12 protein-coding genes are annotated in these 12,231 nt (G+C 69.7%); 8 read left to right on the top strand and 4 right to left on the bottom strand.

Annotated elements, in window-relative coordinates; genetic code table 11:
* Nucleotides 1-43: 43 nt before the first annotated feature.
* Entirely contained in the window at nucleotides 44-202 is a 159-nt protein-coding gene (locus tag RF650_RS09305; RefSeq protein ID WP_156523370.1) for a hypothetical protein, read from the bottom strand.
* 101 nt (nucleotides 203-303) lie between these two features.
* On the opposite strand from RF650_RS09305, the gene RF650_RS09300 reads away from it, so the two are divergent.
* Together RF650_RS09300 and RF650_RS09295 are read left to right on the top strand one after the other, a co-directional pair.
* Nucleotides 304-1,332, top strand: a complete 1,029-nt coding sequence (locus RF650_RS09300; RefSeq protein WP_098055229.1) for an LLM class flavin-dependent oxidoreductase — start codon at nucleotides 304-306, stop codon at nucleotides 1,330-1,332.
* A 13-nt stretch (nucleotides 1,333-1,345) separates the two neighbouring features.
* On the top strand, nucleotides 1,346-2,350 hold the full coding sequence (locus tag RF650_RS09295; RefSeq protein WP_368814744.1) for a GTP-binding protein: 1,005 nt from the start codon (nucleotides 1,346-1,348) through the stop codon (nucleotides 2,348-2,350).
* Nucleotides 2,351-2,358: 8 nt separating this feature from the next.
* Here the strand turns inward: RF650_RS09295 and RF650_RS09290 are convergent, their stop codons facing one another.
* A complete protein-coding gene (locus tag RF650_RS09290) occupies nucleotides 2,359-3,048 on the bottom strand; it encodes a TrkA family potassium uptake protein (protein WP_368814743.1) in 690 nt (229 codons plus the stop codon).
* A 66-nt stretch (nucleotides 3,049-3,114) separates the two neighbouring features.
* Nucleotides 3,115-4,554 (bottom strand): TrkH family potassium uptake protein, encoded by a 1,440-nt coding sequence (locus RF650_RS09285; RefSeq protein WP_368814742.1) that lies wholly within the window; start codon nucleotides 4,552-4,554, stop codon nucleotides 3,115-3,117.
* A gap of 149 nt (nucleotides 4,555-4,703) precedes the next feature.
* Between RF650_RS09285 and gcvH the strand changes: the two genes are divergently transcribed.
* The 5 genes from gcvH (at nucleotide 4,704) to RF650_RS09260 (ending at nucleotide 7,620) form a co-directional block, all read left to right on the top strand.
* The gene (gene gcvH / locus RF650_RS09280) at nucleotides 4,704-5,090 is read left to right on the top strand and encodes a glycine cleavage system protein GcvH (protein WP_239321147.1); all 387 of its coding nucleotides are present in this window, start codon (nucleotides 4,704-4,706) and stop codon (nucleotides 5,088-5,090) included.
* Nucleotides 5,091-5,124: 34 nt separating this feature from the next.
* Entirely contained in the window at nucleotides 5,125-5,568 is a 444-nt protein-coding gene (locus RF650_RS09275; protein WP_064845760.1) for an FHA domain-containing protein, read from the top strand.
* An 8-nt stretch (nucleotides 5,569-5,576) separates the two neighbouring features.
* Entirely contained in the window at nucleotides 5,577-6,332 is a 756-nt protein-coding gene (locus RF650_RS09270; protein ID WP_239321144.1) for a MerR family transcriptional regulator, read from the top strand.
* A complete protein-coding gene (locus RF650_RS09265) occupies nucleotides 6,329-6,841 on the top strand; it encodes a bifunctional nuclease family protein (RefSeq protein WP_193519388.1) in 513 nt (170 codons plus the stop codon). Before RF650_RS09270 ends, RF650_RS09265 begins: the two co-directional genes overlap by 4 nt.
* Nucleotides 6,842-7,077: 236 nt before the next feature.
* Nucleotides 7,078-7,620, top strand: coding sequence for a MerR family transcriptional regulator (locus tag RF650_RS09260; RefSeq protein ID WP_064845778.1), 543 nt, complete (start codon nucleotides 7,078-7,080; stop codon nucleotides 7,618-7,620).
* 35 nt (nucleotides 7,621-7,655) lie between these two features.
* Here RF650_RS09260 and RF650_RS09255 read toward each other — a convergent pair whose 3' ends face one another.
* A complete protein-coding gene (locus RF650_RS09255) occupies nucleotides 7,656-8,495 on the bottom strand; it encodes a ParA family protein (RefSeq protein WP_368814741.1) in 840 nt (279 codons plus the stop codon).
* Between the two features lie 279 nt (nucleotides 8,496-8,774).
* Between RF650_RS09255 and RF650_RS09250 the strand changes: the two genes are divergently transcribed.
* Entirely contained in the window at nucleotides 8,775-12,224 is a 3,450-nt protein-coding gene (locus RF650_RS09250; RefSeq protein WP_368814740.1) for a pyruvate carboxylase, read from the top strand.
* The last annotated feature ends 7 nt before the right edge of the window (nucleotides 12,225-12,231 follow it).

Genomic DNA, 12,231 nt, shown 5'->3' with positions numbered 1-12,231 from the left:
AGGACGGTGTGGGCGCTCACGAGCGCCGGCAACGGCTCCGGGGTCAGTGGACGGAGGCCGACGGCGGTGCGCCGGCCTGGTTGGCGCCCCACGAGGACACCTGGCCGTTCGTACCCACGGATCGGACGAGCAGACCCGGAGACACGCTGCCGCGAGGGACGGCGTGCGGGCGCGCGGCAGTGGCGATCGGGAACGTGGGCATCGCGATCGAGCCTAGCAAGAGCCCGCGGGGTGGGGAAGCGACCGGCCACCCGCATGGGCCGCCACCGGAATAGCTGACGTGTCCACAATGTTGTGCGTGGCATGGCCGTTGAACTGGGAATCGACACCTTCGGGGACGTCACGTGGGACGACGACGACCGCCCCGTCTCGCACGCGCAGACCGTCCGCAACGTGGTGGAGCAAGCGGTGCTCGCGGATCAGGTGGGGCTGCACTCGATCGGGATCGGGGAGCACCACCGGGACGACTTCGCGATCTCCGCCCCGGACGTCGTGCTCGCCGGGATCGCCACGCGCACCGAGCGGTTGCGCCTGGGCACGGCCGTGACGGTGCTCAGCTCGGACGACCCGGTGCGCGTGTACGAACGCTTCGCCACGCTGGACGCGCTGTCCCATGGGCGGGCTGAGGTCGTGCTGGGCCGCGGCTCGTTCACCGAGTCCTTTCCGCTGTTCGGATACGACCTGCAGGACTACGAGGCACTGTTCGAGGAGAAGCTCGCGCTGTTCGCGGCGCTGCGTACGAGTCAGCCGGTGACGTGGAAGGGCACGCTGACCCAGGACCTGCGGGACGTGAGCCTCTACCCGCCGCTCGAGAATGGACCGCTGCCCACGTGGATCGCGGTGGGTGGTTCCCCGCAATCGGTTGTGCGGGCCGCGCACTACGACCTCCCGCTCATGCTCGCGATCATCGGCGGGCCCGTGGAGCGGTTCTCGCCGTTCAGCGACCTCTACCGCCGCGCGCTCGCCGAGTTCGGCCATTCCGACAACCCCGTGGCCTACCACTCCTACGGGTACGTCGCCGACACCGACGAGCAGGCCCGCGAGGAGTTCTTCCGCCCCTACACGATCTCCACCGAGCGCATCGGAGCCGAGCGCGGGTGGCCCGCACCCACCGAGGAGTCCTTCCTGGAGGAGGTGGAGCACGGGTCCATGGCCGTGGGATCTCCCGAGACCGTGGCCCGTAAGATCGCCGCGGGCGTGCGGGCCCTGGGTGCCTCGCGCTTCGACCTGAAGATCTCCACGGGCCCGCTGTCCCACGGCAAGCTCATGCGTAGCATCGAGCTCTACGGCACGCGTGTTGCGCCCCTCGTGCGGGACATGCTCGCGGACTGATAATCATGGACCCATGCCGAGCTCGCTTCCCGTCCTGATCCTCACCGGCTACTTGGGTTCCGGCAAGACCACGGTGCTCAACCACTTCCTCGCGACCGGCGGCGCGCGGATCGGTGTGATCATCAACGACTTCGGGGACGTGAATGTCGATGCCGCGCTCGTGGCGGGGCACGTTGCCGAACCCGTGTCGATCGCGGGCGGGTGCCTGTGCTGCATCGAAGACCCCCGCCAGCTCGACGACGCCCTGCGTGCGCTGTCCCGGCCCTCCCTCGAGCTCGACGCGGTCGTGATCGAGGGCTCCGGGATCGCCGAGCCCCCGGGGCTCATCCACATGGTCCTGGGCAGCGAGGTGCGCGACGTACGCTTCGGCGGGCTCGTCGAGGTGATCGCCGTGGCCCGCGTGGCGCTCGCGGAGGCCAGCGGCTGGGACCTCGCGCAGCACGTCAAGGCCGCGGCGGTCGTGCTGCTGACCACGACCGACCTCGCCGATCCCCGGGAGACCGCCGCGGTGCGCGAACGGATCGCGCACGCCAATCCGCATGCGCTCGTCATCGACGCGCCCCACGGGGCGGCCGATCCCCGGTTGTTCTTCGACGCCGCCGAGCACCCCGTACCCGAGGGCGGCCAGCTCGCGCTGTGGGAGTTCGGCCGGGCCCCCGACCACAACCACCACGTCCACCACCGCGCCACGGCCCTGGACGCGCCCTCGGTCGTGGACCCCGCGGCGTTCGCCGAGCTGCTCGAGGACCCGCCCGCGTCCGTCCACCGGATCAAGGCGATCGTGGATGTCGCCGCGGGTCGGGGGATCCGCCGGTTCGTGGCGCACTCCGTGGCGGGATACGTCTCGGTGGACCGGGTGTCACGGCCCTCCGACGAGCCCGCGCGGTCCCGGGTCGTGGCCATCGGCCTGGAGTGCGACGACGCCGCACTGCGCCGCCGCCTCGACGCCCTCGTGCGCCCCGACGGCGCTCCCGCGGCCACGGCGCGTGAGCTGCGCCGACTGACTCGGTTCCTATAGGAACACCCTCAGGTCAGGTTCGAGAAGTGCTCTACCTTGGCGGTGGGCCCGGTCACGAGGATCTGGTCGTCGTCGTAGAGCATGGTGCCGGGTTCGATGGGCTCCCACTGACCGCCCGGGCGGCATACGGCCACCACCGAGACCCCCAACCGACGCCGCACGTTGAGCAGGTCCATGGGTCGTTGCTGGATGGGTTCCGGCGGGGTGCACCGCACCAGGGCGTAGTCCGCGTCGATGGGCACGAAGTCCAGGATCCGGTGCTGGATCAGGTGCGCGGCACGCGTGCCCATGTCGCTCTCGGGGTTGACCACGTGCTGCACGCCGATCTGGGTCAGGATCTCCGCGTGGGGCTCAGTGATGGCCTTGGCCCAGATCGCGGGGCACCCGAACTTCACGAGCCGGGACGCCGCGAGAATGCTCGCCTGGATGTCCGAACCGATGCCCACGACGGCGCGGTCGAACTCGTCCACGGACAGCTCCCGCAGCACGTCCTGGTCCGTGGCGTCCGCGCGCACCACGGACGTGAGCTTGCCGTTGAAGCGCTGGACCACCGTCTCGTCCATGTCCACGCCCAGCACGTCCGTGCCGTTGCGCATCAGTTCCGTGGCCAGGGCACCGCCGAAGCGGCCCAGCCCGATCACGACCACGGCGTTGGCCATGGCGTTGCGGGATGACGCGGCGGGGTGGGATCCGAACATGGGGCTTCCTTCGTGGGTCGTGGTCGTCGAGCACCGGGTCCACGGGTGGCGCGGGCGGGCCCGGGCTCATCCGATGAGCGGTCGTTCCTTGGGCAGTTCGTAACGGGGTGGGCGGCGGCCGAATGCGATGGCCGCGGCCACGGTGACCGGGCCGAGTCTGCCCGTGAACATCAGGGCGATCAACACCCACTGCGCGAACGGGGCGAGCGTGGGGGTGATCCCCGTGCTCAGTCCTACGGTCGCGAAAGCGGAGACGGACTCGAACAGGACACGGTCCAGGCCCAGGCCGGTGTCCGTGAGCATGATGAGCATCGTGCCACCGATCACCGCCACGGTCGCGAGCACCACGACCGTGATGGCCTCGCGCTGGACGGAGCGGGAGAGCTGCTTGCCGAGCACGGGTACCGCGGCGCCACCCCGGATTTCGGTGAGGGCCACGAAGAACAGCACCCCGAACGTCGTGACCTTGAGACCGCCGGCCGTGCCCGCGGGGCCGCCGCCGATGAACATCAGGATGTCCATCCCGAGCCACGACACCGGGTGCATGTGACCGATGTCGATGCTGTTGAAGCCCGCGGTGCGGGAGATCGTGGACTGGAAGAACGCGTTGAGCAGCTTGACCGCTGGCGGTTGGCCGCCCAGGGTGCTCGGGTTGTTCCACTCGAGCACCAGCAGGAACAGCGTGCCTCCTGCGAGCAGCACGGGGGTCACGAGCAGCACGAGCCGGGTGTTCATGCTCCAGCGCCGGGGCACCCGGATGTGGCGGCGCAGTTCGTAGAGCACCGGGAAGCCTAGCCCGCCCAGGATCACGCACGCCGCGAGCGTGAGCAGGATCCAGGCGTCGCCCGCGAAGTCCATGACGTTGAGCGTGTACAGCGCGAATCCCGCGTTGTTGAACGCGGACGCGGCGTGGAACCCCGCGTGGGCCAGGGCGGTGCCCGGCGGGTAGTGGTAGTGGCCCCAGAACCGCAGGAACAGGATGAGCGCCGCGATGCTCTCGATCACGGCGGTGGTCGCCACGATGCGTGCGACCACCTTGCGCGCTCCGCCGCGGGATTTCGTCTCCACGTTGGCGAGCAACCGGGAGGACAGGCCGAATTTACGGGCCAGCAGGATCCCCAGCATGGTCGTGAACGTCATGACACCCAGGCCACCCACCTGGATCAGACAGATGATGACCACCTGACCGAATGGCGTCCAATAGGTCGCGGTGTCCACCGTGACCAGGCCGGTCACGCACAACGCGGAGGTCGCGGTGAACGCCGCCGTGAGCACGTCCGTGCCCCCGGGAGCCGTGGTGGCTGGGGGCAGCATGAGTAGCCCGGTGCCCGTGAGCACCGCCACCAGGAAGGCCGTGACGATGATCCGTGCGGACCGGGCGGGGGTGAGCTCGTGCAGGTGCAGCGGATCGCGGCGTCGTCGGCTCAGGGGGACGGCGCGGGGGATCCTGGACCCGTGCGTGCGCGCGCGGATCGCGGCCTGGCGGAGGGCCTCGGTGATGGGCACGGGGTCAAAGTACACCCGCCGGGGCAGTACCGGCTAAGCGCCGCGTGAGCGCGCCTGAACCTCGTAGGCCGTTCAGCTGACACCGGCGCGCTGCACACGCGCACGTGTGATGAACCCGACTGCGTGAGTCGTGCCCTAAACTGACCGACATGACCAACATTCCCGCGGAACTCGCGTACACCGAAGAACACGAGTGGGTCGAGGACCTCCACGAGGACAACACTTTCCGCGTGGGCATCACGGACCACGCACAGAACGAACTGGGCGAGGTCGTGTTCGTCCAACTACCAGAGGTCGGGGACACCGTCTCCGCCGGGGACGTGGTGGGGGAGGTCGAGTCCACCAAGTCCGTGAGCGACCTCTTCGCGCCCGTCAGCGGCGAGATCGTGAGCGTCAACGACGACCTCGTGGACAACCCCGGCGCGCTCAACGAGTCCCCGTACGGATCCGGCTGGCTGTTCACCGTGCGTGTGGACTCCTCGGATGCCGCCGGGCAGCTATTGGATGCCGATGCTTACCAGCAGTTGCTGGACTGAATACGCCAACTTCACGTGAGGTGAGGGAACCCTGATGTCGAACCATGAGAAATCCGGTACCCAGGCGGGTCCGGAGACCACATCCATCCAGATCGTGGGGGATGTGCTGGCCCATGCCGCTCACCACAAACTCTCCGAGAGTGAGCAGAACGCGGTGGCCTCCCTGCCCCCGGGCTCCGCGCTGCTGCTGGAGACGAACGGCGGGTTGACCGGTGCCCGGTTCCTGCTGGACCGGGACGAGATCGTCGCGGGTCGTCATCCGGCGTGCTCGGTGTTCCTGGACGACGTTACGGTGTCCCGCCGTCATGTGGAGTTCATCCGACGCAGCGGTACGTTCGAGGCAGTGGACCAGTCCTCCCTCAACGGCACCTACGTCAACGGTGACCGCGTCGCCACCAAGGTGCTGGAGAACGGCGACCAGGTCCAGATCGGCAAGTTCCGGTTTACGTACTACCACTCCGTGCAGAACGGTTCCTGACGCGCTCCATGCCTGATTCCGAACGACCGCAGATCCCGCGGGTGGGTATCGGGGCGTTACTGCGCCGATTGCAGCCGCAGTTCCCTGAACTGACCGCGTCCAAGGTGCGCTTCCTTGAGGACCAGGGACTCGTGCACCCGTTGCGGAGCGCCTCGGGGTACCGCAAGTACTCGCACGAGGACGTCGCCCGGTTGGAGACCGTGTTGACGCTGCAGCGTGAGCGCTACCTCCCGTTGCGGGTCATCCGTGACCGCTTGGACCGGGGCGAGGATCCCGCGCAGGACACCGAGCGGCAGGAACCGGGGACCGGACGCTCCGGGGACGGCATCGACCCCGAACCCACTTCACCGGTTCCGGACGGCGGTCGGCGGTACACCCTGCGCGAGCTCGCGGCGCGGTCGGGCACGGACGTGCCGCTGCTGCGGGAACTGCTTAACCACGGCCTGCTCGTGGAACGGGTCGGCGCGTTCGACGGCCACGCACTTACCGTGGCCGTGGCTGCGGGCAAGCTCAACGGGTACGGGATCGAACCGCGGCACCTGCGGGTGCTGCGGGGCGCCTCGGAGCGCGTGATCGCCCTGGTCGAGGGCAGCATCTCACCGTTGCGCAACCGCAGGGACCCCGAGACGCGGCGGAGGGCCGTGCAGCGGGCTCGAGAGATCGCCTCGCTGTGCCTCACCGTGATGACCGCGCTTGTGACCTCGCAGGTGGAGGAGACGGTGCAACCGTTCGCCTCGCCGGACACGGACGGGAGCGCGCAATGAGCCCGAACGTGCGCATGGAGATCGCCGGGGTGCGCATGGACGTGCCCACGGGCCAGCCCGTGGTCGTGCTGCGCGAACTTCAGGGCGCCCGGCGTCTACCCATCTGGATGGGGACCAACGAAGCCACGTCCATCGTGTTCGCGCTGCAGGGCATCGAGCCCCCGCGCCCCCTTACGCACGACCTCCTGGTTTCCGTGGTGGACCAGCTCGGGCGCAGCGTGCGGGACGTCGTGGTGCACACGGTGGAGAACACGGTGTTCCACGCGGCCATCTCCTTCGACGACGGCACCGTGGTGGACGCCCGCGCTTCGGACGCCCTCGCGATCGCCGCGCGCACGTCGTGCCCCATCCTGTGCGCCGCGGCCGTGCTGGACGAGGCCGGTCTGGTGCTCAGCCCGGACGGGGAGCTGCGGGAACAGGCGGGGGACCAGCCGCAGGAGGCCGAGGCCCAGGTCCGGGAATTCCGGGATTTCCTGGACCACGTGGATCCGGACGATTTCCAGTCCTGATTCCACCCCGTCCGGGCCCCGTGCGGGTAGGCTGACGACACGGGCCCGCCCGTGGGCAATGTCTTTGACCCGCTCCACCCGTGGGTTTACCGTCGAGGAGGCGTCAGCGAGCTGGTGCCCGTGTCCGGGGGTCGGACACCCCTACCCACGCACGAGGAGGACGCTTGAGCAATCCGGAGCTGCCGCTGGACGCGGCACGGCTGCGCGCATCTTCCCTCGCCGGCGGCACCCAGGAGATGTTGTTCACTGACAACCTGGGCGGCTACGACGAGACCGTGGGCTTCCGCGGTCCCACCGCGTGCAAGGCCGCGGGGATCACGTACCGCCAGCTCGACTACTGGGCCCGGACCGATCTCGTGGAACCCACCGTGCGCGGCGCCAAGGGCTCCGGGTCGCAGCGGCTCTACAGCTTCCGGGACATCCTGGTGCTCAAGGTGGTCAAGCGCCTGCTCGACACCGGTGTCTCCCTGCAGCAGATCCGCTCGGCGGTGGGCGCGCTGCGGCTGCGCAACATCGAGGACCTCACGCGGTTGACGCTCATGTCTGATGGCGCGAGCGTCTACGAATGCACGTCCCCCCACGAGGTCATCGACCTGGTCCAGGGCGGTCAGGGCGTGTTCGGGATCGCTGTGGGTCGGGTGTGGCGCGAGGTCGAGGGCACGCTGGCCTCCATGCCGGGCGAACACACGAGCCTGGACGGGGCCCCCGCCGCGGATCCGTTCCCGGAGGACGAGCTGTCCGCCCGGCGCGCACGCCGTCGCAAGAAGAACGCGGGCTGACCCGCCACCGCACCCCGCCGCCGCGGGTTGCGGGATCAGCGCGTGAGGCCCGCCAGAATGGTGCCGAAGCGCTGCGCGAGATCCTGAGCCGGGGCACCCGGCCAGCGGTGGACGGGCCACGCGGCCCCCTGGATCTGCTGCATCACGGACAGGTCCGGCAGCACGGGATCCACCACGAGCGGTCCGAACAACTCCTGCAGTTCCCGCATGCGGTGACGCTGTTCGACCGAGTCGTCGCGCACGCGGTTGATCACCACCCCGGCCTCCGGGACGGCCCAGATCCGCGAGGTCTCGAACTGCGCGAGCGCCGTCATGGTGCGCTTGGTACCCGCCACGGAGAACAGGGACGGCTCGGCCACGGAGAGCACCTTGTGGGACGCGGCCCACGCCATGCGGGTCAGCGCGCTCAGGGTGGGCGGGCAGTCGATCAGCACGAGCTCGTAGCGGGCCAGTCCCCGCAGCGCGGTCTCGAGACGCTTGAGGTCCTTGGTCCGGAACGCGGCGTGGTCCAGGTGCGACGACGCCGCGGAGCCGGGTGCCACGTCCAGCACGGCTCGTGCGCCGTCCCCGGTCGATGACCTGTCGGCAGGCGCGCCCGGGCCCGCGGGCACGGTGTGCGGGGTGATGGGATGCTTGGTCCACGAGGACGCCGTGGCCACGGAGGCCAGTGCACCCTTGCGGGGGCGGCGCAGCACGGTGCCCACCTCGTGCCCCGGGCGGGCGTGGACGCCGAGCGCCGTGGAGGCGTCGCCGTGGGGGTCCAGGTCCACCACGAGCGTGGGGACGTGTGCTTCGAGAGCGGCGGAGGCCAACCCCAGGACCACGGAGGACTTGCCCACCCCGCCCTTGAGGCTGCTGATGCTGACGATCTGCACGGATCACCCTTCTGTCACCTGAAATGGGGCTGTCCACCAGCCTGTTCCATGCTAGTGGGTGGATCACCGCACGTCGCGAGCCGGGCCGGGCGGTGCCGCGCGGCGTCGTCGTCATGAGCGGCAGGTGTCACCACGAGCGGCGGATGTTGCCTGGACCGGCACAGGGGACACGAAATCCGGGCTACCCTGCCGAGGCGTGGCTCACGTAAGCTGTTCCGGTAGTCGTCTCCTCACCCAGTGCGCGGGCCCCACAGGGCGCCGCGTGCGGAAACGGTAGTCATGTTCTCCAAGATCCTGGTGGCCAACCGCGGCGAGATTGCCATTCGCGCGTTCCGAGCGGCGTACGAACTCGGCGCCAAGACCGTTGCCGTCTTCCCGTACGAGGACCGCAATTCGATCCACCGCCAGAAGTCGGACGAGGCCTACCACATCGGGGAGGAGGGCCACCCGGTCCGCGCGTACCTGGACGTGGCCGAGATTGTGCGCGTGGCCAAGGAGTCCGGGGCGGACGCCATCTACCCGGGCTACGGTTTCCTGTCCGAGAACCCGGACCTGGCGCGCGCCGCCGAGGCGGAGGGCATCACGTTCGTGGGTCCGCGCGCCGAGATCCTGGAACTCGCCGGGAACAAGGTCGAGGCGTTGCGGGCCGCGCGGCGCGCGGGCATCCCCACGCTCGAGTCCTCGGACCCCTCCTCGGACAAGGAGACGTTGATCAAGGCCGCGGAGAAGATCGGCTTCCCGGTGTTCGTCAAGGCGGTCGCCGGTGGCGGTGGCCGCGGGATGCGGCGCGTGGAGAAGCCCGAACAGTTGGCGGAAGCGCTCGACGCCGCGATGCGCGAGGCGGACACCGCGTTCGGTGACCCCACCGTGTTCATCGAGCAGGCCGTGTTGCGTCCGCGGCACATCGAGGTGCAGATCCTCGCGGACAATGAGGGCAACATCGTGCACCTGTTCGAACGGGACTGCTCATTGCAGCGCCGGCACCAGAAGGTCATCGAGATCGCCCCGGCACCGCACCTGGACGAGGAGATCCGTGACGCCCTGCACCGGGACGCGGTGAAGTTCGCCAAAGAGCTCGGCTACGTCAACGCGGGCACCGTGGAGTTCCTCGTGGACACCGCGGGGGAACGCGCGGGGCAGCACGTGTTCATCGAGATGAACCCCCGGATCCAGGTGGAGCACACCGTGACCGAGGAGATCACGGACGTGGACCTGGTCCAGTCCCAGTTGCGCATCGCCGCCGGTGAGAGCCTGGACGACCTGGGCATCTCGCAGGACGCGCTGCGCGTGCGCGGGGCCGCCCTGCAGTGCCGCATCACCACGGAGGATCCCGCCAACGACTTCCGCCCGGACGTGGGGAAGGTCTCGGCCTACCGTTCCGCCGGTGGCGCCGGCGTGCGCCTGGACGGCGGCACGCTCTACGCGGGCGCGGAGATCTCCCCGCACTTCGACTCGATGCTCGTGAAGCTCACGTGCCGCGGACGCGACTACACCACCGCGGTGCACCGCGCCCGCCGCGCGCTCGCCGAGTTTCGCATCCGCGGGATCGCCACCAACATCCAGTTCCTCCAGGCCGTGCTGCACAATCCGGACTTCCTGGCCGGGGACGTGGCCACGGACTTCATCGAGAACCACCCGGACCTGCTCAAGGGCAAGGGCTCGGCGGACCGCGGCACCCGCGCGCTGAACTATCTCGCGGAGGTGACGGTCAACAAGCCCCACGGCGAGCGCATCGACGGCATGGACCCGCGCGACAAGCTCCCGCACTACCCCGGGGACAAGCGGGACGAACCCTTCCGCAGCCCGTTCGACGGCCCGTCCTCCCACGAGGTGCCCTCCGGCTGGCGCGAGGTGCTCCAGGAGCAGGGGCCCGAGGGCTTCGCGCGTACCCTGCGGAACTACGAACCGCTCGCAGTGACGTCCACCACGTTCCGTGACGCCCACCAGTCCCTACTGGCTACCCGTGTGCGCACCCGCGACCTGCTCGCGGCGGCACCCGCGTACGCGCACCTGCTGCCGGGGCTGCTCTCGGTCGAGGCCTGGGGCGGTGCCACGTACGACGTCGCGCTGCGCTTCCTGGGGGAGGACCCGTGGGAGCGGCTGCGGCTGCTGCGCGAGGCGATGCCGAACATCCCCATCCAGATGCTGCTGCGCGGGCGCAACACCGTGGGGTACACGCCGTACCCGGTGGAGGTGACCAACGCGTTCGTCTCGGAGGCGGCCGAGACCGGCGTCGACATCTTCCGGATCTTCGACGCGCTCAACGACGTCGAGCAGATGCGCCCGGCCATCGAGGCGGTGCGGGCTACGGGCACCGCGGTGGCCGAGGTGGCCCTGTGTTACACGGGCAACCTGCTCGACCCGCAGGAGAACGTCTACACGCTCGACTACTACCTGGACCTCGCTCAGCAGTGCGTGGACGCCGGCGCGCACATCCTGGCGATCAAGGACATGGCGGGGTTGCTGCGCCCGGAGGCCGCGCGGCGTCTCGTGGCGGCCCTGCGCGAGCGCTTCGACCTGCCGGTGCACCTGCACACCCACGACACCGCGGGCGGGCAGCTCGCCACGCTGCTCGCCGCTGCGGAGGCCGGGGTCGACGCCGTCGACGCCGCATCCGCGTCCATGGCCGGCACCACGTCCCAGGTCTCGGGCTCCGCGCTCGTGGCCGCGCTCGAGAACACGGACCGGGACACCGGACTTGACCTGGACGCCGTGAGCGACATGGAGCCCTACTGGGAAGTGGTGCGCTCCATCTACAAGCCCTTCGAGTCCGGGCTGACCGGGCCCACCGGGCGCGTGTACCGCCACGAGATCCCGGGCGGGCAGCTCTCAAACCTGCGCCAGCAGGCCATCGCGCTGGGGCTCGGGGAGAAGTTCGAGGCGATTGAGGACATGTACCACGCCGCGGACCGGATGCTGGGGCACCTGGTCAAGGTCACGCCGTCGTCCAAGGTGGTGGGCGACCTCGCCCTGCAGCTCGTGGGCATGGACGTGGACCCCGCCGAGTTCGAGGCCGATCCCCGCAAGTTCGACATCCCGGACTCCGTGATCAACTTCCTCGCCGGCGAGCTCGGCACCCCGCCCGCGGGCTGGCCGGAACCGTTCCGCAGCAAGGCGCTGGAGGGACGCACCGTGCACCTGGCGGACGAGGAGCTCTCGGAGCAGGATGTCGAGGAGCTCGCCCAGCCGGGCGAGGTGCGCCGCGCGGCCCTGAACCGGCTGCTTTTCCCCGGCCCCACGCGCGACTACCAGAACTCGCGCACCAAGTACGGGGACATCTCCCTCCTGCACACCCGCGACTTCCTGTACGGGCTGAAACAGGACCACGAGCACGTCATCTCGCTCGGCAAGGGGGTGCGGCTGCTGGTCACCCTGCAGGCGATCTCCGAACCGGACGAGAAGGGGATGCGCACGGTCATGGTGACCCTCAACGGTCAGCTGCGCCTGCTCGAGATCCGCGACGAGTCGGTGAAGTCCCAGGCCGTGGAGACCGAGAAGGCGGACACCTCCAAGCCCGGGCACGTGGCGGCACCCTTCGCAGGTGCGGTCACGGTCACGGTCTCCGAGGGGGCAAAGGTCGCCGCGGGGGACTCAGTGGCCACGATCGAGGCCATGAAGATGGAGGCGTCCATCACCGCGCCGGTCTCGGGCACGGTTTCCCGCGTGGCACTGGCGGACACCGCGCACGTCAGCGGCGGGGACCTGGTGCTGGTGATCGACCCCGAGTGACGGATCC

The sequence above is a fragment of the Kocuria sp. CPCC 205297 genome (genome assembly GCF_040981035.1).
GTDB lineage: Bacteria > Actinomycetota > Actinomycetes > Actinomycetales > Micrococcaceae > Kocuria > Kocuria marina.
Note: the sequence above shows the minus strand (reverse complement) of the source record. Positions and strands in the feature narration are given on the sequence as shown.